23 protein-coding genes, 3 pseudogenes and 1 riboswitch are annotated in these 25,440 nt (G+C 64.9%); of the genes and pseudogenes, 18 read left to right on the top strand and 8 right to left on the bottom strand.

The window, feature by feature from the left end; translation table 11 throughout:
- Positions 1 to 34: 34 nt before the first annotated feature.
- From ruvC to ASF04_RS12235, 4 genes are all read left to right on the top strand, one after another.
- Positions 35 to 607 carry a crossover junction endodeoxyribonuclease RuvC gene (gene ruvC / locus ASF04_RS12250; protein ID WP_056141688.1) on the top strand — a complete coding sequence of 191 codons (573 nt, stop codon included), beginning with the start codon at positions 35 to 37 and terminating at the stop codon, positions 605 to 607.
- 29 nt (positions 608 to 636) lie between these two features.
- Positions 637 to 1,215 carry a Holliday junction branch migration protein RuvA gene (gene ruvA / locus ASF04_RS12245; protein WP_026637748.1) on the top strand — a complete coding sequence of 193 codons (579 nt, stop codon included), beginning with the start codon at positions 637 to 639 and terminating at the stop codon, positions 1,213 to 1,215.
- A 109-nt stretch (positions 1,216 to 1,324) separates the two neighbouring features.
- Positions 1,325 to 2,383, top strand: coding sequence for a Holliday junction branch migration DNA helicase RuvB (gene ruvB / locus ASF04_RS12240; RefSeq protein ID WP_056141684.1), 1,059 nt, complete (start codon positions 1,325 to 1,327; stop codon positions 2,381 to 2,383).
- Entirely contained in the window at positions 2,383 to 2,841 is a 459-nt protein-coding gene (locus tag ASF04_RS12235; RefSeq protein WP_019924387.1) for a YaiI/YqxD family protein, read from the top strand. Before ruvB ends, ASF04_RS12235 begins: the two co-directional genes overlap by 1 nt.
- Before the next feature lie 6 nt (positions 2,842 to 2,847).
- Here ASF04_RS12235 and ASF04_RS12230 read toward each other — a convergent pair whose 3' ends face one another.
- Positions 2,848 to 3,228, bottom strand: a complete 381-nt coding sequence (locus tag ASF04_RS12230; protein ID WP_056141682.1) for a YbaN family protein — start codon at positions 3,226 to 3,228, stop codon at positions 2,848 to 2,850.
- A gap of 98 nt (positions 3,229 to 3,326) precedes the next feature.
- Here ASF04_RS12230 and ASF04_RS12225 point away from each other — a divergent pair, with 98 nt between their 5' ends.
- Entirely contained in the window at positions 3,327 to 4,094 is a 768-nt protein-coding gene (locus tag ASF04_RS12225) for a ThuA domain-containing protein (protein WP_056141679.1), read from the top strand.
- Between the two features lie 104 nt (positions 4,095 to 4,198).
- Here ASF04_RS12225 and ASF04_RS12220 read toward each other — a convergent pair whose 3' ends face one another.
- From ASF04_RS12220 to ASF04_RS12210, 3 genes are all read right to left on the bottom strand, one after another.
- Complete coding sequence (locus ASF04_RS12220; RefSeq protein ID WP_056141676.1) at positions 4,199 to 4,657, bottom strand: DUF2147 domain-containing protein; 459 nt, start codon at positions 4,655 to 4,657, stop codon at positions 4,199 to 4,201.
- A gap of 116 nt (positions 4,658 to 4,773) precedes the next feature.
- Positions 4,774 to 5,766 carry an alpha/beta fold hydrolase gene (locus tag ASF04_RS12215; protein ID WP_056141673.1) on the bottom strand — a complete coding sequence of 331 codons (993 nt, stop codon included), beginning with the start codon at positions 5,764 to 5,766 and terminating at the stop codon, positions 4,774 to 4,776.
- An 84-nt stretch (positions 5,767 to 5,850) separates the two neighbouring features.
- Positions 5,851 to 6,783: a LysR family transcriptional regulator gene (locus tag ASF04_RS12210; RefSeq protein ID WP_056141670.1), complete on the bottom strand. Its 933-nt coding sequence runs from the start codon at positions 6,781 to 6,783 to the stop codon at positions 5,851 to 5,853.
- A 101-nt stretch (positions 6,784 to 6,884) separates the two neighbouring features.
- On the opposite strand from ASF04_RS12210, the gene ASF04_RS12205 reads away from it, so the two are divergent.
- From ASF04_RS12205 to ASF04_RS12195, 3 genes are read left to right on the top strand one after another with little or no spacing between them, the layout of a single operon-like run.
- The gene (locus tag ASF04_RS12205; RefSeq protein ID WP_056141667.1) at positions 6,885 to 7,823 is read left to right on the top strand and encodes a pyridoxamine 5'-phosphate oxidase family protein; all 939 of its coding nucleotides are present in this window, start codon (positions 6,885 to 6,887) and stop codon (positions 7,821 to 7,823) included.
- A gap of 19 nt (positions 7,824 to 7,842) precedes the next feature.
- Positions 7,843 to 8,469 (top strand): transcriptional regulator, encoded by a 627-nt coding sequence (locus tag ASF04_RS12200; RefSeq protein WP_056141664.1) that lies wholly within the window; start codon positions 7,843 to 7,845, stop codon positions 8,467 to 8,469.
- 14 nt (positions 8,470 to 8,483) lie between these two features.
- Positions 8,484 to 9,452: a threo-3-hydroxy-L-aspartate ammonia-lyase gene (locus tag ASF04_RS12195; RefSeq protein WP_056141661.1), complete on the top strand. Its 969-nt coding sequence runs from the start codon at positions 8,484 to 8,486 to the stop codon at positions 9,450 to 9,452.
- A gap of 18 nt (positions 9,453 to 9,470) precedes the next feature.
- Here the strand turns inward: ASF04_RS12195 and ASF04_RS12190 are convergent, their stop codons facing one another.
- The 4 genes from ASF04_RS12190 to ASF04_RS12175 form a co-directional block, all read right to left on the bottom strand.
- Positions 9,471 to 10,679 carry a methyltransferase regulatory domain-containing protein gene (locus ASF04_RS12190; RefSeq protein ID WP_056141659.1) on the bottom strand — a complete coding sequence of 403 codons (1,209 nt, stop codon included), beginning with the start codon at positions 10,677 to 10,679 and terminating at the stop codon, positions 9,471 to 9,473.
- Entirely contained in the window at positions 10,676 to 12,268 is a 1,593-nt protein-coding gene (locus ASF04_RS12185) for a class I SAM-dependent methyltransferase (RefSeq protein WP_056141655.1), read from the bottom strand. The genes ASF04_RS12190 and ASF04_RS12185 overlap by 4 nt, the downstream gene beginning before the upstream one ends.
- Positions 12,269 to 12,390: 122 nt before the next feature.
- Positions 12,391 to 15,183: a valine--tRNA ligase gene (locus ASF04_RS12180; RefSeq protein ID WP_056141652.1), complete on the bottom strand. Its 2,793-nt coding sequence runs from the start codon at positions 15,181 to 15,183 to the stop codon at positions 12,391 to 12,393.
- A gap of 66 nt (positions 15,184 to 15,249) precedes the next feature.
- Positions 15,250 to 17,841 (bottom strand): diguanylate cyclase domain-containing protein, encoded by a 2,592-nt coding sequence (locus ASF04_RS12175; RefSeq protein ID WP_373922134.1) that lies wholly within the window; start codon positions 17,839 to 17,841, stop codon positions 15,250 to 15,252.
- Positions 17,842 to 18,492: 651 nt separating this feature from the next.
- Positions 18,493 to 18,602, top strand: a riboswitch (TPP riboswitch).
- A gap of 70 nt (positions 18,603 to 18,672) precedes the next feature.
- On the opposite strand from ASF04_RS12175, the gene thiC reads away from it, so the two are divergent.
- The 10 genes and pseudogenes from thiC to ASF04_RS28195 all read left to right on the top strand — a co-directional run.
- Entirely contained in the window at positions 18,673 to 20,589 is a 1,917-nt protein-coding gene (thiC, locus tag ASF04_RS12170; protein ID WP_019924368.1) for a phosphomethylpyrimidine synthase ThiC, read from the top strand.
- A 10-nt stretch (positions 20,590 to 20,599) separates the two neighbouring features.
- A complete protein-coding gene (gene thiS / locus ASF04_RS12165; RefSeq protein ID WP_056141646.1) occupies positions 20,600 to 20,803 on the top strand; it encodes a sulfur carrier protein ThiS in 204 nt (67 codons plus the stop codon).
- Between the two features lie 16 nt (positions 20,804 to 20,819).
- Positions 20,820 to 21,602 (top strand): thiazole synthase, encoded by a 783-nt coding sequence (locus ASF04_RS12160; RefSeq protein WP_056141644.1) that lies wholly within the window; start codon positions 20,820 to 20,822, stop codon positions 21,600 to 21,602.
- A gap of 37 nt (positions 21,603 to 21,639) precedes the next feature.
- Positions 21,640 to 22,425: a hydroxymethylpyrimidine/phosphomethylpyrimidine kinase gene (locus ASF04_RS12155; protein WP_056141642.1), complete on the top strand. Its 786-nt coding sequence runs from the start codon at positions 21,640 to 21,642 to the stop codon at positions 22,423 to 22,425.
- A 15-nt stretch (positions 22,426 to 22,440) separates the two neighbouring features.
- Positions 22,441 to 23,073 (top strand): thiamine phosphate synthase, encoded by a 633-nt coding sequence (thiE, locus tag ASF04_RS12150; protein ID WP_056141638.1) that lies wholly within the window; start codon positions 22,441 to 22,443, stop codon positions 23,071 to 23,073.
- A gap of 82 nt (positions 23,074 to 23,155) precedes the next feature.
- A complete protein-coding gene (locus ASF04_RS12145; RefSeq protein ID WP_019924363.1) occupies positions 23,156 to 23,785 on the top strand; it encodes an ANTAR domain-containing response regulator in 630 nt (209 codons plus the stop codon).
- 226 nt (positions 23,786 to 24,011) lie between these two features.
- Complete coding sequence (locus tag ASF04_RS12140) at positions 24,012 to 24,461, top strand: response regulator (RefSeq protein ID WP_056141636.1); 450 nt, start codon at positions 24,012 to 24,014, stop codon at positions 24,459 to 24,461.
- Between the two features lie 122 nt (positions 24,462 to 24,583).
- Positions 24,584 to 24,688: pseudogene (locus tag ASF04_RS28730) on the top strand (S-(hydroxymethyl)glutathione dehydrogenase); the annotation flags it as partial.
- Positions 24,671 to 24,818, top strand: a pseudogene (locus tag ASF04_RS28725) (alcohol dehydrogenase catalytic domain-containing protein); the annotation flags it as partial. The pseudogenes ASF04_RS28730 and ASF04_RS28725, both read left to right, overlap by 18 nt.
- Before the next feature lies 1 nt (position 24,819).
- Positions 24,820 to 25,439: pseudogene (locus ASF04_RS28195) on the top strand (alcohol dehydrogenase catalytic domain-containing protein); the annotation flags it as partial.
- Position 25,440: the final 1 nt, after the last annotated feature.

Below are 25,440 nucleotides of genomic sequence, written 5' to 3'. Positions count from 1 at the left end.
GGATGATCATTTTTAGCCATAGTACAATCCCGGCATGATTATTCTCGGCATCGACCCCGGCCTGCGCACTACCGGCTTTGGCGTCATCCACAAGCAGGGCGCCAAGCTGCGCTACATTGCTTCCGGCACCATCAAGAGCGGCGAGGGCAACTTGCCTACCCGCCTCAAGGTGATCCTGGACGGCGTGGCTGAAGTCGCGCGCATTTACCAGCCCGAGTGCTCGGCCATCGAGCAGGTGTTCGTCAACGTCAATCCGCAATCTACTTTGCTGCTGGGCCAGGCCCGTGGCGCGGCGATTTGCGCGCTGGTGTCGGCCAACCTGGCGGTGGCCGAATATTCGCCTACCCAGATCAAGCAGGCAGTCGTCGGCACCGGCCGTGCCGTCAAATCGCAGGTGCAGGACATGGTGGCGCGGCTGCTGTCGCTGCCAGGCCTGCCAGGCACCGACGCCGCCGACGCGCTCGGCATCGCCATCTGCCACGCCCACAGCCGCGACACGCTGACCCTGATCGCCAGCGCCGGCATCAAGACCACCACCGCCGGCGCCACTGCGCTGGGCGGTCCGCTGGCCGGTCTGCGCATGAAGCGCGGCCGCCTGGTCGGCTAATTTATCCCCATTCACAAGGTGTACACACGATGATCGGTCGTCTCTCCGGTATTTTGCTTGAAAAAAATCCGCCGCAATTGCTGGTCGATTGCGGCGGCGTCGGCTACGAAGTCGATGTTTCGATGAGCACGTTCTACAACCTGCCCAACGTGGGCGAGAAGGTGGTGCTGTTTACCCACCAGGCCATCCGCGAGGACGCCCATTTGCTGTTCGGCTTTGGCCATGCCGACGAGCGCGCCGTGTTCCGCTTGCTGATCAAGATCAGCGGCGTCGGCGCGCGCACCGCGCTGTCGATCCTGTCCGGCATGTCGATCGCCGACCTGGCGCAGGCGGTGACGCTGCAGGAATCGGGCCGCCTGATCAAGGTACCCGGCATCGGCAAGAAAACTGCCGAACGCCTGCTGCTCGAATTGAAAGGCAAGCTGGGCCCGGACCTGGGCTCGGCCGGTTCGCCATCGGTCCCCGACTCGCAATCGGACATCCTCAACGCGCTGCTGGCGCTGGGCTACTCCGACAAGGAAGCGCTGCTGGCGCTCAAGACCGTCCCGGCCGGCGCCGGCGTGTCGGACGGCATCAAGCAGGCGTTGAAGGCGTTATCCAAGGGGTGATGTACTGGCTGGGCGGTTTGCGCAAACTAGCCTACACTGTGCATTGGCAGGCCGGGCATCCGCCTGTTTTGCAAGCATTTCGCACCAATTCACCACGACCAAGTAACGCATGAGCATCCAGACCGACAGCTTCACCGAACAGCGCATTATCGACGCAGCGCCCACGTCGCCCAACGAAGAGGCCATCGAACGGGCCTTGCGTCCCAAGCTTCTCGATGAATATGTCGGGCAGTCCAAGATCCGCGACCAGCTCGAGATTTTTATTGCCGCCGCGCGCAACCGCAGCGAGGCGCTTGACCACACTTTGCTGTTCGGCCCGCCTGGCCTCGGTAAAACCACGCTGGCCAACATCATCGCCCGCGAGATGGGCGTCAACCTGCGCCAGACGTCGGGCCCGGTGCTCGAGCGTCCGGGCGACCTGGCCGCGATTCTGACCAACCTCGAAGCAAACGATGTACTGTTTATCGACGAGATCCACCGCCTGTCGCCGGTGGTCGAGGAAATCCTGTACCCGGCGCTCGAAGACTACCAGATCGATATCATGATCGGCGAGGGCCCGGCTGCGCGCTCGGTCAAGCTCGACCTGCAACCGTTTACCCTGGTCGGCGCCACCACCCGCGCCGGCATGCTGACCAATCCGCTGCGCGACCGCTTCGGCATCGTCGCCCGCCTCGAGTTTTATAACACCGAGGAACTGACCAGGATCGTCACCCGCAGCGCCGCGCTGCTCAAGGCCAATATCCACCCCGACGGCGCCGTGGAAATCGCCCGCCGCGCGCGCGGCACGCCGCGTATTGCCAATCGCCTGCTGCGCCGCGTGCGCGACTACGCGGAAGTGAAAAGCAATGGCGATATCACCAAGGCCACGGCCGATGCCGCGCTGGTCATGCTCGATGTCGATACCGTCGGCTTCGACGTGATGGACCGCAAGCTGCTCGAAGCGGTGCTGTTCAAGTTCGGCGGCGGCCCGGTGGGTATCGGCAACCTGGCGGCAGCCATCGGCGAAGCGGCCGACACCATCGAAGACGTGCTCGAACCCTACCTGATCCAGCAAGGCTTTTTGCAGCGCACGCCGCGCGGCCGCGTGGCCACGCCGGCCGCCTACCGCCACTTCGGTGTCACGCCCCCGCGCACCAGCCCCAACGGCGAACTGTGGGCGGACCTGTGATGCAGATCTGGGTCGATGCCGATGCCTGTCCGGCTGTCGTAAAAGATATCCTGTACCGCGTGGCCGACCGCATGCAACTGCAGGTCACGCTGGTAGCCAACCAGTTGCTGCGGGTGCCGCCGTCGCGCTTCATCCGGTCGGTGCAAGTGCCGTCCGGCGCCGACGTGGCCGACCAGGAAATCGTGCGCCTGCTGGCACCGGGCGACCTGGTGGTAACGGGCGACATTCCGCTGGCGTCCGACGTATTGAAGAAGGGCGGCTTTGCGCTCAACCCGCGCGGCGAGTTCTACACCAACGATAACATCGCCCAGATGCTGACCATGCGCGCATTCATGGACGAGCTGCGCGGCAGCGGGGTCGATACCGGCGGCCCGGCCGCCTTCAGCCAGAGCGACCGCCAGAGCTTTGCCAACAGCCTGGACCGGCACTTGCGCAAGCATGCGACGCCGCCGGCTTAGTCCGGTTTAGTCCGGCTTTTTCGCCATCACCATGGTCGGCACAAAGCGCGTCAGATAGATCGTCACACCAGAGCCGATCACCACCAGCAGCACTTGCAACGCCGGCAAATGCTGCAGGCGCCACATCGAATACCCCATTGAGCACCACATGAAGATCAGCACCCAGACCTTGGCGCGCAGCGGCATGCCGTGGCCGTTTTCGTAGTCGCGCAGGTACTTGCCGAACACGCGGTTGGTTTGCAGCCAGTTGTGCATGCGCGAGGAGCCGCGCGCGAAGCAGGCCGAGGCGAGCAGCAGGAACGGCGTGGTGGGCAGCAGCGGCAGGAAGATGCCCAGCACGCCGAGCGCCACGGCGATCCACCCCATCAGGATCAGGAATATTTTCATCGTCGCAATCGTAGCATCTGTATCACTTACTTGGCGAAAACGTGTATATTGATCAGCGCGATGTTAGCGCTAACTAGATCAAAATCACGGAGATAACCATGCGAAAAATCCTGCTGGCCGTGCTGGCCATCGCCGCCCTGCTGCTGGCCGCGCCCGGTCGCGCTGACAACCAGTACAAGATTCTGGTGTTTGCCATGCCGGGCAAATACCACTACGAATACATCCCGATCGCCCGCGACAGCCTGGAGAAGCTGGGCAAGCTGCATGCATTCGAGGTGGTGTACACGCACCGGCCCGAGGCATTCGACGGCGATCTGAAACAGTACGCCACCATCATGTTCCTCAACACCCCGGGCGAGGAACTGAACGAAGCGCGCCGTAAAAAGTTCGAGGACTATATGCGCGGCGGCGGCAACGCCATGCTGGTGCACCGCTCGCTGATCATTCCGCCCAACACCTGGCCGTGGTTTGAAAAGCTGATTGGCCGCCGGGTGGGCAACCACCCGATGCTGCAAACCGGCGTGGCGTACGTGGTCGATAAAAAATTCCCGGCCACGTTCGGCATTCCCGACCGCTGGATCTGGAGCGACGAATGGTACATCTTCGACAATCCCCACAACGTCGCGATCCACCCGGTGCTGAACGTCGATGAAAGCACCTACGACCCGACCAAAATCTGGCCCGGCCAGACCACGCAAGGCATGGGCCGTGACCACCCGGTGGCGTGGTATCACCAGGTGGAAAAGGGGCGGGTGTTCGTTACGTCGCTGGGCCACAACGGCGAAATGTACCGCGACCCGCAATACCTGGCGCACCTGATGGGCGGCATCTACTGGACGGCCACCGGCAAGGGCATACAGCAGTAGGCGTGGCGCACGCGCATCGCTATCGTGCGTTGAACGCATCGTTTCCCTGAGCGATATGAAAAAGCCGGCATCACGCCGGCTGGTTGTCGTTGCAGGCAGTTGAATCAGTCCTGCCGTACCCAGGTTTGCGAGCGGCCCAGCATGGGCGTGCCGATGTAGCCGCGTACGCTGAGCTTTTTGCCGCCGTCGATCAGGTGCATCTTGCTCTTGTAGGTTTTGCCCTTGGCCGGGTCGAGGATTTCGCCGCCCGTGTATTCGTCGCCGTCTTTCTTCAGGCCGGTGAGGATGACCATGCCGGTGATCGGCTGGTCCTTCCTGGCGCCTTCGCATTTCACGCACAGCGGATTCTGGTCTTCGCCAGCATCGCGGTACAGTTTTTCGATCTGGCCTTGCAAGGTGCCGTTGGTGTCGGTGATGCGGATTAGCGCCTTGGGCTTGTTGGTCTCGTCGTCGATGTTTTGCCACAGGCCCACCGGCGACGCCAGGTCGGCGGCGTGGGCAAGCGGGGCGGCAAAAGCGAGCAGGGCGGTGGCAGCGGCAGCCGTGGCGGCAAGCAGTTTCATGATCGGTCTCCAATGGTTGTTGTGGGACCATTATACGAACTGTCCCGCGCTACGGCGCACCGATACGCCTGGATTAGAGGACGGTGTCCAAAACCGCGCACCGGTCCGCTGCGGGATTAGCGCTTGACGTGACGACCGAGAAAATCGCGCATCAGGGCGCCAATGGCGGCGCTGTCCTCTTCCAGCGCGAAGTGCCCCGTGTCGAGCAGGTGCAGTTCGGCTTTCGGCAAATCGCGCAGGTACGGATGGGCGCCGGCCGGCGGGAAGATCTTGTCGTTTTTGCCCCAGGCGATCAGCATCGGCGGTTGATGTTTGCGGAAATACGCCTGCCAGGCCGGATAGTGCGGCGGATTGGTGCCGTAGCTGTGCAGCAGTTCTAGCTGGATGGCGCCGTTACCGGGACGATCGAGGTAGGCCTGGTCCACGGTCCACGCGTCGGGACTGACCCGTTGCGGGTTGCGCGCGCCTTCCAGGTATTGCCACTTGGTCGCTTCCAGCGCCACCAGCGGCCGCAGCTTGGCGGCGTTGGCTTCGCTCTTGTCGGCCCAGTACGCCTTGATCGGCGCCCAGAATGCGTTGTCGAGTCCTTCGTCGTACGCATTGCCGTTCTGGACCACGATGGCGGTCACGCGCTCGGGATGGGCGGCGGCCAGGCGGTAGCCGACCGGCGCGCCATAATCCTGCACGTACAACGCGTAGCGGTTCACGCCCACTGCCGTGGTGAACTTGTCGATGGTGGCGGCCAGGTTATCGAAGCTGTAGGTGTAGCTGGACATCGAGGGCATGTCGCTCTGGCCGTAGCCGGGATAGTCGGGCGCGATCACGTGGTACTTGTCGGCCAGCAGCGGGATCAGGTTGCGGAACATTTGCGACGACGTGGGGAAACCGTGCAGCAGCAACAGGGTAGGCGCATTTTTCGGTCCCGCTTCGCGGTAGAAAATATTGACACCATCGACCTTGACGGTGCGGTAGCTGACGGCAGCGGTGTTGGCGACATTGGCGGCGTCCTGCGCGATTGGAGCGGCGGCAGGGGCGGCAGGTGCCAATTGAGTCAACAGGGCCAGGCTCAGTGCATTGGCGCTGCGGGCAAGAAGGCGGGAGGCAGACATGGCGATTTCCTTTCGAATGGTGGCCGCCGGGTAGCGGTGATGCCATTCTAGGCACTCAAGCATAATAGAAAAACAATGCCAGCCTCAATTCATCGTTTCGCCAGCCGCAACGATGCTGGTGTTCACGTACGGATGCGCGCGCAGGTGGGCCACCAGCAGGTCGATGAAGTACCGCACCTTCGCTGAGCCGAACTTGCCCTCGCGGTGCACCACGTGCACCGGCCACGGGGTTTCCTCGTGCTCGGCCAGGAGGATGCGCAGGCGGCCGGCAGCAACGTCGTCGGCCACCTGGTAGGACAGCAGGCGGCAGATACCGAGCCCGGCGACGGCTGCGGTGATGGCTGCATCATTGCTGGTGACCGTCAGGCGCGCGTGCAGGCGTACCGTGGTCTGGTCGTCCTGCGCGCCGAACTTCCACTCCACGCGCGGCGACATGTGATTGGCGGAGATGATGGTGTGGTGTGACAGGTCGGCCGGGTTGGCGGGCACGCCGTGGCGGTCGAGATAGGCGGGCGCCGCGCACAGCACGCGCCGCACCTGGCCCACGCGCGCCGCCTTCAGGCCGGAGTCGGGCAGGTGGCCGATGCGCACAGCCACGTCGATGCCTTCATCGACCAGGTTGACCACGCGGTCGAGGAACCAGGCGGACACGTCCACCTCGGGATACGTGTCGAGGAATTGCACGATGCCCGGCATCACGAACAATTTGCCGAACAGTACCGGCGCCGTCACCGACAGGTTGCCCCGGGGCGCTGCGTTGATGCCGGCGGCAGCCTGGTTGGCTTCCTCGAGGCTGGCCAGGATGGTGCGGCTGTCGTCGAGATAGCGCTGGCCTGCCTCGGTCAGGCGCACGTGGCGCGTGGTGCGCTGCAGGAGCTTGACGCCCAACAGTTCCTCGAGCGCGGCAATGGCGCGGGTAATTGCCGCCGGCGACAGGTCCAGGCGCCGCGCCGCCCTGGCAAAGCTGGCTTCCTCGCCCGTGGCAACAAAAACATTCATCAGGTGAAACTGGTCCATTCTTTCTCCAGGCGAAATGGTGATTGTCGCAGCGCGGCTATTCTCGCGTGGCCCATTATTTCGCACAATGACAACATCAGCAATCGATCGGGAGACAGACCATGGACGACCCTACTTTTCATGCCGGCGAGTTGGCCGTGCAGCAACGCGCCGGGCAGCGCCATATTGCCGAGCAGCGCACCGGGATGGTCTCTGCGACCGTGATGGCCGGCGCGCGGCCGTTCATTGCCGGCCAGTTCATGGTCGTGCTGGCCAGCGCGGACAGCGCCGGACGGATATGGTCGTCGGTGCTGTTCGGCCAACCGGGCTTTGCCCACGCGGACGGCGACGCCGTGCTGCTCGAGGCGCCGGCTGCCGCGCGCGATGCCGCCGATCCGCTGTGGGCCAACCTGGCCGTGGGCGGGCAACTGGGCATGCTGTTCATCGACCTCGGCAAGCGCCGCCGCTACCGCGTCAACGGCGTGGTCCGCCATCTCAACGGGCGCCATGTCGAGGTTGAAGTGCGGCAAGCGTATCCGAACTGCCCGCAGTACATCCAGCGCCGCCAGCTGCGCCAGCGCAGCCAGCCAGGTGCGCGCGTGTTGCCGCAGCAGACCGCCCGTGGTACCACGCTGAGCGGCGCCGTGGCAGAAATTGTACGCCAGGCCGATACCGTGTTCATCGCCAGCCACCACGCCGACAGCGGCGCCGATGCCTCGCACCGGGGCGGCAACCGGGGCTTTGTGCAACTGCTGGACGACAGCACCTTGCGCATCCCCGACTACCACGGCAACAGCATGTTCAACACGCTGGGCAACTTCGCGGTCGATCCACATGCCGGACTGATCATTCCCGACTTCGAGCAGGGCCGCCTGCTGCAACTGACGGGCACCGTCACGCTGCAATGGCACGAGCTTGCCCCTGGCCATCTCGAAGGCGACACCGGGCGTGCGCTCGATTTCAAGGTGGAACAATGGCTGCTGCGCGACATGCCGCTGGCGCTGGAATGGGAATACCTCGACGCATCGCCATTCAATCCAGTCATTGTACAAAAAGTCTAAAACAAGATAATATGTTTGGATGAAAAAAACTTCCGAACACCAGAACCTGCTGGCTCAGCTCCAGCAGGTGGCCGAAGGCCTGGGCAAGACGCTGGCGCCTTTTTGCGAAGTGGTGCTGCATGACCTGACCGAGCCCGAGCACGCCATTCTGGCGATCCATAACAACCTGTCCGGGCGCAGCGTGGGCGAGCCGGCTACCGAACTGGGGCTGGCGCGCGCGGCCGATCCCGACTTCGACCAGGTGATCGCCAACTACCCCAATACCTTCCCGGACGGCCGCCTGGCCAAGAGCACATCGGTCGGCATCAAGGACAGCGATGGCCGCTACGTGGCGGCGCTGTGCCTGAATGTCGATCTCACCGTGTTCCGCAGCCTCAACACCATGCTGACCCAGTTCGGCAGCGTGGACACGGCCGCCGCCGTCAACGATACCCTGCAGCCCACCGGCGCCGACGCCATCCGCCTGCGCATCGACGACTTTGCCGCCCGCCACGGCACCACGCCCCGCGCGCTCAAGGCCGACGAGCGCCGCGCGCTGATGCGCGAGCTCAAGGACAGCGGCCTGTCCGACGTGCGGCGCGCGATGGATATCGTTGCCGCCTACCTCAACGTCTCCCGTGCCACCGTCTACAACGACGCCCGTTAATCAAGGAAACCATCATGACCGATCAAACTCTGCCCACCTATGCCGATGTGGTTGCCGCATCGGAACGCATTGCCGGCGTTGCCCACCGTACGCCGGTAATGACTTCGCGCACCGCCAACAGCGAGCTGGGCGCCGAAGTGTTTTTCAAGTGTGAAAATCTGCAGCGCATGGGCGCGTTCAAGTTTCGCGGCGCGTATAACGCGCTGGCCAAGTTCGATGCCGGGCAGCGCCGTGCCGGTGTCGTGGCTTTCTCGTCCGGCAACCATGCGCAGGGCATTGCCTTGTCGGCGCAGCTGACCGGCATCCCGGCCACGATCGTCATGCCGCACGATGCGCCGCCATCGAAAATCGCCGCCACCCGTGGCTATGGCGCGGAAGTGGTGCTGTACGACCGCTATACGCAAGACCGCGAACAGATCGGCCGCGACCTGGCGCAGCAGCGTGGCCTCACGCTCATTCCGCCGTACGACCACGCCGACGTGATCGCCGGCCAGGGCACGGCTGCCAAGGAATTGTTCGAGGAAGTGGGCCCGCTCGACACGTTGTTCGTGTGCCTCGGCGGCGGCGGGTTGCTGAGCGGTTCGGCGCTGTCCACGCGCGCCTTGTCGCCGGCCACCAAACTGTACGGTGTGGAGCCGGAAGCGGGCAATGACGGCCAGCAATCGTTCCGCAGTGGCAGCATCGTTCACATCGACACCCCGAAGACGATCGCCGACGGCGCCCAGACCCAGCACCTGGGCAACCTGACGTTCCCCATCATCCGCCGCGATGTCGACGATATTGTGACCGTGAGCGATGAGCAGTTGCGCGCGGAAATGCGTTTCTTTGCCGCGCGCATGAAGCTCGTGGTGGAACCGACCGGCTGCCTGGGCCTGGCTGCCGCGCGCGCCATGAAAGAGCAGCTGCAAGGCCAGCGCGTGGGCATCATCATCAGCGGCGGCAATGTCGATGTGACGCGCTACGCCGAGCTGCTGGCTGAATAATTAAAGAACGATACGGTGTCAGGCGCTGTAGAGCGCTAATTGCTCGGTGTCCACCAGCACCAGGACGGCATCGAAGACTTGCTGCAAGGTGAACTGCGCGCCTTGCAGCGTTGCTGCCAGTTCGCCGATGGTGCGCGGCTGCTGGTCGGCCATCAGTGTCAATACTGAGGCTTGTACCAGCGTGTGCATCGCCTGCTGTGCTGGCTGTTGTCCAACCTCATCTATCGCTCCATGGTTCGCTGCATGGGTTGCTCCATGTATCGCCCCACGCGGCGGGGCTGCGGTGGCGGAATGAAAAGGTTCCTGCTGCGTGGCCAGCACCACGGACGGACGTTGCTTCGCCTCGATCGTTTGCAGCGGCGACAGCGGCCGCGCGCCCTTGACCCAGTAATCGCTGCGGAAACTGCGGTTGACCATGAGGTCGCGCACGCTTTCGGCAAACACCGGATCGGTCAGCTCTGCCAGCAGCGCCTGCTGCTGCCCGGTCAGGTGATGGTCGGCGTTGTGGTCGAGATACTCGACCGGGCAGGCAAAGCTCAGCTTGGCTTCGCCGAGGAGGTCGGCCATGTTGGCAAAGCTGAGTGGTTGCCAGTGGCTGAAATAGTCGCGCGCCAGCGCTGGTTTCGGTTCGCCGCGTAATGACCGCAGACGTTCGGCCACGTGCGGGTAGGTGCTGAAATAGACTGGACTGGTATCGAGCAAACTGTCGGAGAAGTCCAGCACCTGGTCGATCATGTCAGTGTCGATGTCGGTGTCGACGTCGTCAGCGTCGTTGGCGGTCTTGTCGGGGGCGTTGGCGCCGGACGTGCCCAGGCGGCTGGCCGTTTGCGCAAGCAGGCTGCGCAACGGCGCCAGCGGCGCCCAGCCGGGCTGGCAGTGGTAACTGACGGTGAATACGCCGCCCACCCTGAGCTTGCGCCGCACGAAGTCGACAACCACGGCCTGCACGCCAGACGACAGGCAGGACCACGGTTGATGCAGGACGATGATGTCGAAGTCGGGCAGATCGCCGCGCGCGCAAAACGCCGCCATCGACCGGTCCAGCGGCGACGCTCTCTGAGCTAGCTCCAGGCTCAGGACCTCGGCACCCTCGGTGCCCACGCCCAGCCCCAGGTTGCACACGATGCCGGGCGCCGGCGTCTGCAGCCCGGCACTGGCAAATGCCAGCGCGATGCGCAGCGCTGCGCGATGGTTGTGGGCGGCATTGTTGTCGGTGCTATCGATCATGGCGTGTCGGTGTCCGCAATGCCCAGCGCCTGATAGAGTGGCAGGTACAGGCGTTCAAAAATATCGGCCTTGCGTTGCAGCTCGGCCAGGTTTTCTTCGGCCGTGGCCAGCGGCTTGCCGTCCTTGTGCAGCGGGGCGTTGTTTGCTTCCAGTTGCTGCCAGGTGAAATCGCGCCAGGCGGTGGCGCCGCGCAGTCCGCGCGCCTGTGCCAGCAAAAATAATTGCAGTATGCGCGGCATGGCCAGGCCGCCACCGACCAGCGCCGAGGCCAGGTGGTGGATGTCGTCGCTGCCGCGTGCGCGGTCGAACAGCGCCAGGTTCAGGCGCCGGCTGGCGGGGCTGGCGGCGGCTACCGCATCGGGCGCCTGGGCCGGCGCCAGCACGCCCATGCCGCACAGGATGAATACCGCCTCGAACAGCTGGCGCATGCCGCCGCGCATCGGCACCAGCTCTTCCAGCTCGGCCACGGTGCGCGGCTGGTGGTCTTGCAGGGCGTCGAGCAGGGGCGCGTACATGGCCTGGTTGAGGGTGATCTCGAAGGCGCCGGTGCGCACTGTCAGGTCGATGTCGGCGCGCGGCATCGCCAGCACCACGCGCTGGCCGCGCATTGCCGCGTCGTGCTCTGCCGGAGCGAAGCGGTCCTGCGGCACAAGGCGGCCTGCCTCGGTTCTTATCCCTGTTTTTACCCCTGTTTTTACCCAATAGTCGCGTCTAAAATTCTGGTTCAGCATCAGGTCGCGCACGCCCTGGCGCTGCACCGGGTCCGGCAACTGCGCCAGCAGCGTCCGTTGCGGCGCGGTCAGGTTGAGCAAGTCGAGCTGGTCGAGGTGGTGGGCCGGGCACGCGTAGGACAGGCCGGCTTCGGCCCAGCTGGTGGCCTGCTCGGCAAAGTCCAACGGTTGCCAGTCGGCGTTGAAATATTCGTGGGCCAGGTAGCGGTGGTCATGGGCGCGCAGGCCGGCCAGGCGCGCGGCCACCTGCGGGTAAGCTTCCAGGTAGGCAGGGCGGGTGGCCAGCAGCCTGTCGGCAAAGTCGAGCGCGGCGTCAATGCGGCGCTCGAGGCCGGCGCCAGGCGCGGTCATGCGGTCGATGTAGCCGCTGAGCAGGTCGCGCACCGGCACCATCGGCGCCCAGCCCGGCTGGCAGTTGTAGCTCAGGTAGAGCACGCCGCCGGGCTTGAGCTTGCGGCGCACGAAGTCGCGCAACAGCGTGCGGTTGGCGGGCGAGACCCAGCTCCACACGCCGTGCAGCGCGATGAAATCGAAATCGGGCAGGTCGGTGCGCGCGCAATACTCGGCAAACGACTGGTCCATCAGTTGCGCGCTGCTGCCGGCGCTGCGCGCCAGGTCAGCGGCAAAGCCGGCCTGAACGGGATTGAAGTCGGTACCGTACCAGGCCACGCTGCTGGCGGCGGCGTGAATATTGGTAGACAGGCCCTGGCCGAAGCCCAGCTCACAGGCGGTGGCAACGCTGGGCATGGGCACGCCGGCATGGGCCAGCGCCATGGCCGCGTGCAGCGGGCCCAGTTCGCGATAGTAGCCGTGGGTGTAATCGATGCCCGCCACGTAGCCACCGGTCCACTGCATCATCGCGAGCCTTGTTAAATTGGTATCGTGTCATTCTAGCAGCGATCTGCATGCCGCCCTGGCCGCAGGGATAAAAAAAGCCGCCCGAAGGCGGCTGTCGCAGGCAGACCTGACTCAGAACTGCATCAGGCTGGCAGCTTGGCCAATTGCTCGCGCATCTTGTCCAGCGTGGCCGAGAAGTTGGCAACGCGTTCCTTCTCCTGCGCCACCACTTCCACCGGCGCGCGGGCGACGAAACTCTCGTTCGACAGCTTGCCGTTGGCCTTGGCGATTTCGCCTTCCACGCGCATGATTTCCTTGGCCAGGCGCTCGCGTTCCGCTTTCACATCGATCTCGACCTTGAGCATCAGCTTGGTCGTGCCGACAATTGCCACTGCTGCCGGCGAATCGGGCAGGGCATCGACGATCTGCACTTCGGCCAGCTTGCCCAGCGCCTGGATGTACGGCGCGCACAAGGCAAGCGCTTCTTTGTCGGCAGCGTTGGCAGGCTCGACGATCAGCGGCACGCGCAGCGACGGCGCCAGCTGCATTTCGCCACGCAGGTTGCGGGTGGCGTCGATCAGCGATTTCAGTTGCAGCATCCACGCTTCAGCCGACTCATCGATATTGGCGGTGTTGGCGATCGGGTACGGCTGCATCATGATGGACGCACCGCTTTTTCCGGCCAGCGGCGCTACCGCCTGCCACAGCGCTTCGGTCACGAACGGGATGATCGGATGGGCCAGGCGCAGCACCACTTCCAGCACGCGCAACAGCGTGTGGCGGGTGGCGCGTTGCTGGCCTTCGTTGCCGTGTTGTACCTGCACCTTGGCTACTTCCAGGTACCAGTCGCAGTACTCGTCCCACACGAATTTATAAATCGTGGAGGCGATATTGTCGAAGCGGTAGTCTTCGAAACCTTTGGCCACGTCCAGCTCGGCCTTTTGCAGCAGCGAGATGATCCACTTGTCGGCGTTTGACAGGTCGGCGTCGCTGGCGCTGCAGTCCTTCTCTTCCGTGTTCATCAGCACGAAGCGGGTGGCGTTCCACAGCTTGTTGCAGAAGTTGCGGTAGCCTTCGGCGCGGCCGAGGTCGAAGTTGATGTTGCGGCCCAGCGAAGCGTACGACGCCATGGTGAAGCGCACGGCGTCGGTACCGTAGGCGGCGATGCCTTCCGGGAATTCCTTGCGCGTGGCTTTTTCGATCTTGACCGCGTCTTTCGGGTTCATCAGGCCGGTGGTGCGTTTGGCCACCAGCGCATCGATGCCAATGCCGTCGATCAGGTCGATCGGATCGAGCGTATTGCCTTTCGACTTGGACATTTTCTGGCCGGTCGAATCGCGCACCAGGCCGTGCACGTACACGGTCTCGAACGGTACCTTGCCGGTGAAGTGCAGGGTGAACATCACCATGCGCGCCACCCAGAAGAAGATGATGTCGAAGCCGGTGACCAGCACCGACGACGGCAGGAACGCTTTCAGGTCCGGCGTCTCTTCAGGCCAGCCCAGGGTGGAGAACGGCACCAGCGCCGACGAGAACCAGGTGTCGAGCACGTCGGCGTCGCGGCGCAGCGGACCGGTGCTGCCGGCCGCCTGCTGCTTGACCAGCGCTTCGGCTTCGGTCTTGGCGACAAAGATATTGCCGGCTTCGTCGTACCACGCCGGGATTTGATGGCCCCACCACAGCTGGCGCGAGATGCACCAGTCCTGGATGTTGTTGAGCCACTGGTTGTACGTGTTGCTCCAGTTTTCAGGGACGAACTTGATGTCGCCGCTGGCCACTTTTTCCAGCGCGGTTTCAGCGATCGATTTGCCGGGGAAGAACGTGCCTTCCGGCGCCGGTTTGCTCATGGCGACGAACCACTGGTCGGTGAGCATCGGCTCGATGACCACGCCGGTACGGTCGCCGCGCGGCACCATCAGCTTGTGTTTTTTGACTTCTTCGAGCAGGCCGGCCGTTTCGAGGTCGGCAACGATCTGCTTGCGCGCGACAAAACGGTCCATGCCGCGATATTGCTCGGGCGCTTCGTCGTTGATCTTCGCTGCGAGCGTGAAGATCGACAGCATCGGCAACTGGTGGCGCTGGCCGACCGCGTAGTCGTTCTGGTCGTGCGCCGGGGTGATCTTGACGCAGCCGGTACCGAACGCCTTGTCGACATATTCGTCGGCGATGATCGGGATTTCGCGGCCGACCAGCGGCAGGGTCAGCATCTTGCCGACCAGCGCCGCATAGCGCTCGTCGGTGGGATCGACCGCCACGGCGACGTCGCCCAGCATGGTTTCCGGACGGGTGGTCGCCACCGTGATGGTGCCCGAGCCGTCGGCCAGCGGGTACTTGATGTACCACATCGAGCCGTCTTCTTCTTCCGATACCACTTCGAGGTCGGAGACGGCGGTGCCCAGCACCGGGTCCCAGTTGACCAGGCGCTTGCCACGGTAGATCAGGCCCTGCTCGTGCAGGCGCACGAAGACGTCGGTGACGACCTTGGAGCGCGGCTCGTCCATGGTGAAGTATTCGCGCTGCCAGTCGGGCGAGGCGCCCAGGCGGCGCATCTGGCCGGTGATGGTGGAGCCCGATTTTTCCTTCCACTCCCACACGCGCTTGATGAATTCGTCGCGGCCGAGGTCGTGGCGCGAAATCTTTTGCGCGTCGAGCTGGCGCTCTACCACGATCTGGGTGGCGATGCCGGCGTGGTCGGTGCCGGGAATCCAGGCCGTGTTATGGCCCAGCATGCGGTGGTAGCGCGTCAGGCCATCCATGATGGTCTGGTTGAACGCGTGGCCCATGTGCAGGGTGCCGGTGACGTTCGGCGGCGGCAGCTGGATGCTGAAAGAAGGTTTGCCGGCGTCGAGGGTGGCGGTGTAGTAACCGCGCGATTCCCACTCCGTACGCCAGAATTGTTCAATGTCGGCAGGCTCGAAAGACTTGGCTAATTCCATGATTGGGCAGAGTAATGTGCGAAAACAGCCATTATAGATGACGCAGCCGCCGCTGCGCGCAGCGGCCTAACCCGGGTCTTCGGCCAGCCACCAGGCATTGCGTCCCGCCGCCTTGGCGCGGTACAGCGCCACGTCGGCCTGCTTGTAGAGCTGTTCGTGGCTGTGGCCGCGCTGGTGCACCGCCGCGCCCACGCTGGCGCTGATCTCGATCGTCGCCCCGGCGGGCAGCAGCAGCGGTTGGGCCAGGTCGTGCAGCATGCGCGCGCACATGGGCGCCAGGGTGGCGCGGTCGGTGGCCTGGCCCAGCAAGACGGCGAACTCGTCGCCGCCCAGGCGGAACACCCGGTCCGACTCGCGCACCGCCGCCAGCAGGCGTCCGGCGGCCGCCACCAGCAGGGCGTCGCCGGCGTCGTGGCCGTAGGTGTCGTTGACCGGCTTGAAGTGGTCGAGATCGATCAGCAGCAGGGTGAATGCCGGGCCGCCGCGCTCGGTCTGCGCCACCAGCAGGCGCAGCTCGTCGCTGAACAGGCGCCGGTTGGCCAGGCCGGTGAGGGCATCGCTGTAGGCCAGGGTTTCCAGCTGCGCCTGGGTGGCGCGTAGTTCGGCGGTGCGCGCTTGCACCATCGCCTCCAGTTCGCGCTGGCGCCGGCGCAGGTACCTGGTGCGTAGCTGCATCAGGCCGGCCAGCAGCGCCGCTGCCAGCAGCACCGCGCTCAGGCGCGCCCACGGTTGCTGATGCCACGCGGTGAGCACCCGCACCGGCACCTCCAGCGGCGCCGACCATTCACCGCTGCGGTTCGAGCCGCGCAGCAGCAGCATGTAGTCGCCCGGCGGCAGGTTGGTATAACTGGCGCGGCGGGTGGCGGCGTCGGTGGCGATCCAGTCGCGATCGAAGCCCTTGAGCTGGTAGGCATAGCGGTTGCGTTCGGGCGCAGAATAGTCGAGCGCGGCGAATTCAAGCGAGAAGCCGCGCTCGCGTCCTTCCGGCGTGACCGTGATCGGCGCAGCCTTGCGGCCGGCGAGGTTGTAGATGCTGCCCGGGATTTCGCGGTCGCCCAGCAGGATGCGGGTGACCGCGACCGGCGGCGCGTAGCGCCATGGCGCCAGCGCGCGTGGACGCAACACGGTCAGGCCTGTCAAACCTCCGAACACCAGTTCGCCCGCAGCAGTCCGGGTGCCGGAATTGGTCCAGTACACGGGCACCTGCACGCCGTCGCCAGCACCGAGCGGCATGACCGCCAGGGTGCGCGGATCGATGCGCGCCAGGCCGGTCTCGGTGCTGGCCCAGATGGCGCCGTCGCCGTCTTCCAGCAGCTTGTTGACGCCATTGTCGGGCATGCCCTGCTGCCGGCCAAACCGGCGCATGCGCCGCCGTCCATCGGCATCGGTGCGTTCAAGCAGGATCACGCCGGTGCCGAAGTTCGACAGCCACAGCCGCCCCTGGCGGTCCACCAGCAACGACGACACGTAGCCGGGCGCCAGGCGGTCGGGCGTGGCCAGCTCGGTAGGAAGCACCTCGACGCCGATGGCGGCATGGTCGTAGCGGTCGAGCCGCGCTACCCCGGTGCGGGTGCCTACCCAGAGATCGTTACCGGCTGCCAGCAGGGCAGTGACGCGGTGGTCGCCCAGGCGCAGCATTTCGTGGCGCAGCAGGCGCAGCATGTCGCGTCCGCCAGGGGCCTGCAGCTGCAGCGCCCAGACGCCATCGAGACCGCCGAGCCACAGCACCCGGTCGCTCCAGGCCAGCGCCCACACTTCCACGTCCGGCCCGCGCCCTGGTACTGGCACCAGACGTGCGCGGCGGCCGTCGGCGTCGGCGCGGTACAGGCCTTGCTGGGTGCCGAGGTAGATGTCGCCATCGGGGCCGGGCGCAATCGCCAGCACCCTGCCCTTGGCCAGGTCGGGCACGGCGGTCACGCGGCCACTGACCGGGTCGACGATCGTCACGCCACCGCCGGCAATCGACAGCCACATGCGTCCGTCCGGCGCCTGCATCATGGCCGGCACGCTCAGGATGCCGCTGCCTGCCTGGCCCAGGTGGCGCACCGTGGTGATTGCCCCGGTCACCGGTCCGTGCTGGCTGACGCAGCCCATGGTGGCGACCAGCACGATGCCGCCGCGCTCGCGGAACATGGTCATGATGTTGTTGTCGGGCAGGCTGTCCGCCGCATCGGCGCTGTGGCGAATACGGCGCGAGGCGCCGCTGCGGGCATCGAATACCAGGATGCCGCCCGCACCGCCGTCGGTGCCGAACCACAGTTCGTCGGGCGCCACTTCGATGATCGCCGTCACGCGGTCGGTGGGCAGCGACGCCGCCGGCCCGTGCTCTTGCACGGGCGCAGCTTGCAGCGTTGCCGGGTCGAGCAGGAACGCGCCGTTGGCGCGGGTGCCGATCCAGATGCGGCCGGCGCTGTCCTGGAACAGCACAATGACCGCCAGCGCCGGCAACCCCGCGTCACCGAGGGCCACCGGCCGCAGGCGCCGCTGGGCGTCCAGCAGGAACAGGCCGCGCTCGGTGCCTATCCAGAGCCGGCCATCGGCGGCGCGCAGCAGCCGGTTGATACCGCCTGCCGGGATGGTACCCTCGGCATAGGTCAGGTGGCTGACCGCGCCGGAAGCGTCGATGCGGTCGATGCCGGTGCCATGGCCGACCAGCACCCCGCCGGTGCCGTCGTCGGCGATGGCGCTGCCATCGCCATTGGCCTGGCCGTCCATGCCGGTGCCGGTGCGATAGCGGACAAAGGTATCGCGCTCGGCATCGTAGCGCGCCACGCCGCCCGAATTCATGCCGACCCACAGCCGTTCGCGGCTGTCGATGTGCAGGCTCAGGATATAGCTGTCGGGCAGGGTGTCGCTCCGGTCGGGGTCGGCCAGGTACCGGATGTGCCGGGTGCCGTCCCAGCGCAGTAGCCCGGCCTGGGTACCGATCCACACAAATCCCTGGCGGTCCTGAACGATTGCTTCGGCGCCGGACATGTCGGCATGCTGGTGGTGCTTGAAAGCGGTATGCGCCAGGGGCGCCCAGCGCTCGGCACCTTGGGCTTGGGCCTCGGTGGCGCTGGCCAGGAGCAGCACGATGGCCGTGATCGCCAGCAGCAGCGCCCATGCAGCGTCCGCACTGCCGCGGGCGGCGCGCACCGGCAGGACGGAACAGCGATAAGTATTGCTTCTTGGCATGAGGTCACTATACCCCAGCGTGGCGTGCTGGTTGTGGCATTTTTGCTACGAGCACGCTGCTGTCAATACGGGGTCGCGCAATCGGCATGGCGCGGTTATAATCGTCGCGCTGCCCGGGGACCTATGCCGGGCGGCACACGCTAGGGGTCCTGCGCACGGCATACAGCTTGCTGCGCGGGTGAGAAATACCCTCCGAACCTGATCTGGATAATGCCAGCGAAGGGAAGCTCAGGACAACGCCGCCACGGTTTTCGTGGATACTGGTGTCGTCCTACCTCCTTTGCTGGCTCCTGTAGCCAACCAAGGAGCCACATGAACGCCCACCAGAAATTCCTGTCCGCCACCGCCACGGTGGACCAGGCAGCAATCCACCCGCTGCCCAATTCCAGCAAGGTCTATATACAAGGCAGCCGTCCCGACCTGCGCGTGCCGATGCGCCGCATCACCCAGGCCGACACGCCCGCGTCGTTCGGTTTCGAGACCAACCCACCGGTGTACGTGTACGACACGTCGGGTCCGTACACCGACCCCGAGGCTGTGATCGATATCCGCTCGGGCCTGGCCGCCACGCCGCGCCTGCCGTGGATACTCGAGCGCGACGATACCGAGGAACTGAGCGGTCCCACGTCCGAGTATGGTCAGGCGCGCCTGGCCGATCCGGCGCTGGCCGAGCTGCGTTTCAATTTGCACCGGCTACCGCGCCGCGCACGGGAAGGGCGCAACGTCACGCAGATGCACTATGCGCGCCAGGGCATCGTCACGCCCGAAATGGAATACGTGGCGATCCGCGAAAACCTGCGCCGCCGCGAGTACCTGGCTGAACTGAAAGACTCTGGCCCGATGGGCCAGCGCCTGGCCGATTTGATGGGCCGCCAGCACCCGGGCCAGTCGTTCGGCGCCAGCATTCCGCTGGAGATCACGCCCGAGTTCGTGCGCGACGAAATCGCCCGCGGCCGCGCCATCATCCCCGCCAACATCAACCACCCGGAAGTGGAGCCGATGATCATCGGTCGCAATTTCCTGGTCAAGATCAACGCCAATATCGGCAATTCGGCGGTGACGTCCTCGATCGGCGAGGAAGTGGAAAAGATGACCTGGGCCATCCGCTGGGGCGGCGACAACGTGATGGACCTGTCCACCGGCAAGCATATCCACGAAACGCGTGAATGGATCATCCGTAACAGCCCGGTGCCGATCGGTACAGTGCCGATTTACCAGGCGCTGGAAAAGGTCAACGGCAAGGCCGAAGACCTGACCTGGGAAATCTTCCGCGACACCCTGATCGAGCAGGCGGAGCAGGGCGTCGATTACTTCACCATCCACGCCGGCGTGCTGCTGCGCTATGTGCCGCTGACTGCCAAACGGCTGACCGGCATCGTCTCGCGTGGCGGTTCGATCATGGCCAAGTGGTGCCTGGCGCACCACCAGGAATCGTTCCTGTACACGCACTTCGAAGAGATCTGCCAGATCATGAAGGCCTATGACGTGTCGTTCTCGCTTGGCGACGGCCTGCGTCCAGGCTCGATCTACGACGCCAACGACGAAGCGCAGCTGGGCGAACTGAAAACCCTCGGCGAACTGACGCAAATCGCCTGGAAGCACGACGTGCAGGTGATGATCGAAGGCCCCGGCCACGTGCCGATGCAGCTGATCAAGGAGAACATGGACCTGCAATTGGAGCAGTGCCACGAAGCGCCGTTCTACACGCTGGGGCCCCTGACCACCGACATCGCGCCCGGCTACGACCACATCACGTCCGGCATCGGCGCCGCGCAGATCGGCTGGTATGGCACGGCCATGCTGTGCTACGTGACGCCGAAGGAGCACCTGGGTCTGCCCGACAAGAACGATGTCAAGGACGGCATCATCACGTACAAGATCGCCGCGCACGCGGCCGACTTGGCCAAGGGTCATCCGGGTGCCCAGATCCGCGACAACGCCCTGTCGAAAGCGCGCTTCGAATTCCGCTGGGACGACCAGTTCAACCTGGGACTCGATCCCGATAAGGCGCGCGAATTCCACGACGAGACGCTGCCGAAAGACTCGGCCAAGGTCGCGCATTTCTGTTCGATGTGCGGCCCGCATTTCTGCTCGATGAAGATCACCCAGGAAGTGCGCGAGTACGCGGCGGCCAACGGCATGACCGACGGCGCCGCGCTGGCGCAGGGCATGCAGGTGAAGGCCGTGGAATTCATCAGGAACGGCGCCGAGCTGTATCGCAAGTTGTGAAGGAATTTCCATGATCGAGATTGAACTTAATGGCGCGCCGCACGCGGTGCCGGCACGCCAGACGCTGGACCAGCTGGTCGATGGCTTGTCCTTGACGGGCCAGGCGCTGGCGCTGGCCGTCAACCGCGCGGTGGTGCCGCGCCAGCAGTGGCCGCAGCGCGAGCTGCAACCGCAGGACAAAGTGGACATCGTGCGCGCCATCGGCGGCGGCTGAACATCAAGGAACCTATATGAACGAAGACTTATTGACCATCGCAGGAAAAACCTATCAATCGCGGCTGCTGGTCGGCAGCGGCAAGTACCGGGACCTGCAGCAAACGCGCGAGGCCACCGATGCGGCCGGCGCGGAAATCATCACCGTGGCGATTCGTCGCGTCAACATCGGCCAGGACCCGAAAGCGCCGAGCCTGCTCGACGTGCTGCCGCCGTCGCAGTACACGATCCTGCCCAACACGGCCGGCTGCTACACGTCCAGGGACGCGATTTACACCTTGCAAATGGCGCGCGAGCTTTTGAATGGCCACAAGCTGGTCAAGCTCGAAGTGCTGGGTGACGAAAAAACGCTGTTCCCGCACATGCCGGAAACCCTGGTCGCGGCCGAGGCCCTGGTCAAGGACGGCTTCGACGTGATGGTGTATTGCAGCGACGATCCGATCCAGGCCAAAATTCTGGAGGACATCGGCTGCGTGGCGGTGATGCCGCTGGCCTCGCTGATCGGCTCCGGCATGGGCATCCTCAATCCGTGGAATCTGTCGCTGATCATCGAGCAGGCCAGGGTGCCGGTGCTGGTCGATGCCGGCGTGGGCACGGCGTCGGACGCGGCGATCGCCATGGAACTCGGTTGCGACGGCGTGCTGATGAACACGGCCATTGCCGGCGCGCGCGACCCGGTACGCATGGCGCGCGCCATGAAGCTCGGCGTGCAGGCCGGCCGGGAAGCGTTCCTGGCCGGACGCATCGCCCGCAAGTTCGCGGCTTCGCCGTCGTCGCCGATGGCGGGCCGGCTGGCATGACCCCCCGCGTGACAACAGACATGCGGCGCGCGCGCCAATGAGTGCGGTCACTGCGCCGGTTCAGCGCCCGTGCGTGCTGGTGTTTGCCGGCCTCGATCCGTCCGGCGGCGCCGGCCTGGTGGCCGATGCGCAGGCGGTGGCGGCGCAGGGCGCGCATGCGCTTACGGTCTGCACCGCGCTCACGGTGCAGGATAATGACCGCGTGTTTGCGGTCGAACCGGTGGCTGCCGACCTGGTCCTGGCCCAGGCGCGCGCACTGACCGGCAAGATGGCAATCAGCGCCGTCAAGATCGGCATTCCGGGCAGCGCTGCCAATGCGCTGACGATTGCCGACGTGATCCGCGAGCTGCGCCTTGCGCAACCCTATTTGCCGGTGGTGCTGGACCCGGTGCTGGCCAGCGGCCACGGCGACGTGCTCACGCCCGGCGACGCGGTGGCCGCGCTGGCGCCGTTGCTGGCGCTGGCGACGATACTCACCCCCAACGGACCGGAGGCATATCGCCTCACCGGTGTGGAAGAGGGGGCGGCGCAAGCGGCCATGCTGCGCGCGCAGGGCTGCCGCAACGTGCTGATCACGGGTGGCCACGACGATGGCCCTTACCTGCTCAACCACTGTTACGGCGAAGTGGATCACCAATGGCAGTGGCAGCGCCTGCCGGGCCAGTTCCACGGCAGCGGCTGCACGCTGGCTGCCGCGATTGCCGGCCAGCTGGCGCAGGGGCTGCCCGTGGTCGCCGCGCTGCAGCAGGCCCAGTATTACTGCTTTACCGCGCTGCGCGACGCTTACGCGGTGGCCTGCGGCCAGCGCATGCCGCTGCGCTAACTCGAAAGGACTATCATGCAAGGACTCTACCTGGTCACCCCCAACTGGGACGACACCGACCAACTGCTGGCCGTGACCGAGCAGGCGCTGCAAGCTGGCAGTGACAACATCGCACTGGTGCAATACCGCCACAAGGACGCCGGCCCGGCCCGGCGCCGCGCGCAGGCCACCGCGCTGCTGGCGTTGTGCCGGCGCTATGGCGTGCCGTTCATCGTCAACGACTTCGTCGAACTGTGCCAGGACATCGGTGCCGACGGCGTGCACTTGGGCGGCACCGACGCCGGCGTGGCTGCCGTGCGCGCGCAACTGGGCCCCGACAGGATCATCGGCGCCTCGTGCTACGGCGACCTGGCGCTGGCCGTGGCGGCGCAAGACGATGGCGCCAGCTACGTGGCGTTCGGCGGTTTTTATCCGTCGCTGGTCAAGAAATATGACTTCGTCACACAGCCCGAATTGCTCGACCAGGCGCGCGCCGTGATCCGCGTGCCGACCGTGGTGATCGGCGGCATGACGCCGCCAAAGGCCGCGCCGCTGGTCGCGCGCGGGGCCGACATGGTGGCGGCAATCACCAGCGTTTATCAGGCCGACAGCGTGGCGCGGGCGGTGCACGCTTTTGCGGCGTTGTTTTCCAGGCCGCTCTTGGGCTAATTCTCTACAGGAAAACCTTGAATGATGGAAGCTTTTCGGCTTTATAATGGGGTCGTTAGCAATAGCCCAAGGTTGCCGCCATATGCCCAATTCCCTGCCCCAGAAGCGTCCCATCCTGATTGTCGATGACGACCCGTTATTGCTCGATTTCCTGGGCGAAGTGCTCGGCCATGCCGGTTACGACATCCTCAAGGCCTCGTCGGCAGAGCAAGCGCTGCAACTGATCGCCCAGCGCGAGCCCGATATGGCGCTGCTGGACATCCACATGCCCGGCATGACCGGCCTGGAACTGGCCAAGCAGTTGCACGCCACCAGTTCGGTGCCGTTCATGTTCCTGTCCGGTCGCGGCGACGCCGATGCCGGCAAGCAGGCTGCCTCGTACGGCGCGGTCGGTTTCCTGGTCAAACCGGTGGACGAGAAGCAGCTGATGCCGGCGTTTGCGGCCGGCCTGGCGCGCGCCGACGAAATTCGCCAGCTGCGCCGCACCGAGTTGAACCTGAACGCGGCGCTGGCTGCCGGCCGCGAAACCAGCCTGGCCGTGGGCCTGTTGATGTGCAAATTCCAGACCGACCGCAACACCGCGTTCGAAGTGTTGCGCGACCATGCGCGCTCGAACCGGCGCAAGGTCAACGAGGTGGCCGACCAGTTGCTGGCGGCCGAAGAAACCCTCAATGGCTTGCATGCTGCATTCAGCCAGCGTCTGAAAAAATAGACAGCAATGCCGCCGAGATGCTTGCTCTACGGCATTTTTGTTGTACACTATCAACTGTCTGCGGTATATCCATGCTGCAGCACGATGCAGCAGGCCGCGTGATCGCGCTTCGCCTGCCACCGTCCGGGCCGCCTTTTCCCTGCGCCCGTCCCCCAGATTTCGGCCCAACTCCGCCGATCGTTTCCGTCAGTCTTGCTGACGGCTGTGATTTTTTGCGGAGACCGCCATGCCTTTCGATACTTCCAGCAACACCCAACGTTCCGACCGGGACCACAGCGCCGCCATCGGCTTTTCCATCTACGTCACCGCCCCGCGCGTATTACACATCGACAGCGATGCCGACACCGCGCTGGTGCTGTCCGCGCTGCTGGTGCCGGAAACCCGCGTCACCCACGTCACCACCATTGCTGCCGCCCAGGACTTGCTGCTGAGCGAGCAGTTCGCGCTGGTGGTGATCGATCCCGAACTGCGCGACGGCGACGCCGGCCTGCTGCTCGACAACCTGCACCATTTGCAGCCGGGCGCCCGCGTGCTGGTGTATTCGGCGCGTCATCCCGAAGCCAACATCCCCGGCGGCGCCTTCCTGCCCAAGCCGTGGACGTCGCCGCGCCAGCTGTGGCGCACGGTTTCCGATTTGCTGGATCTGGGGCAAACAATGCCCGTGGAACCTCAATAAGCGCCTGACAAAATCTCCATCTCTGGAGGCTTTGTCGGGCGCTTACATAAAAGTGGGGAGCCCACAGATCGTCTCTGGCTTGTTATCATGGAGCATTCCAGATAACAGCCAGAGGACGAACGATGAAAACCAAAGCAGCCGTAGCATGGAGCGCGGGCCAGCCGTTGACGATCGAGGAAGTGGACCTGCAAGGCCCGCGCGCCGGCGAGGTGCTGATCGAACTGAAAGCCACCGGCATCTGCCATACCGACTACTACACGCTGTCCGGCGCCGACCCGGAAGGCATTTTCCCGGCCATTCTCGGCCACGAAGGCGCGGGCATCGTGGTCGATGTCGGTCCCGGCGTGACCACGCTGANGCCACCGGCATCTGCCATACCGACTACTACACGCTGTCCGGCGCCGACCCGGAAGGCATTTTCCCGGCCATTCTCGGCCACGAAGGCGCGGGCATCGTGGTCGATGTCGGYCCCGGCGTGACCACSCTGAAAAAAGACGACCACGTCATCCCGCTGTACACCCCKGAATGCCGCCAGTGCAAATTCTGCCTGTCGCGCAAGACCAACCTGTGCCAGGCGATCCGCTCCACGCAAGGCCGGGGCCTGATGCCCGATGCGACCAGCCGCTTCTCGCTCGACGGCAAGCCGCTGTTCCATTACATGGGCACYTCGACCTTCTCGAACTACATCGTGGTGCCGGAAATCGCRCTGGCGAAAATCCGCRAGGATGCGCCGTTCGAYAARGTTTGCTACATCGGTTGCGGCGTGACCACCGGCGTGGGCGCCGTGGTGTTCTCGGCCAAGGTGGAAGCGGGCGCCAACGTGGTGGTGTTCGGCCTGGGCGGCATCGGCCTGAACGTGATCCAGGCGGCCAAGATGGTTGGCGCCGATAAAATCATCGGTGTCGATATCAACCCGAACCGCCAGGAGATGGCGCGCAAGTTCGGCATGACCCATTTCATCAACCCGAAAGACACGCCN

Origin of the sequence: Duganella sp. Leaf61 (assembly GCF_001421905.1) — a bacterium.
GTDB lineage: Bacteria > Pseudomonadota > Gammaproteobacteria > Burkholderiales > Burkholderiaceae_D > Rugamonas > Rugamonas zoogloeoides.
The sequence above is the reverse complement of the archived record's forward strand: the minus strand, read 5'-3'. Positions and strand labels throughout refer to the sequence as shown.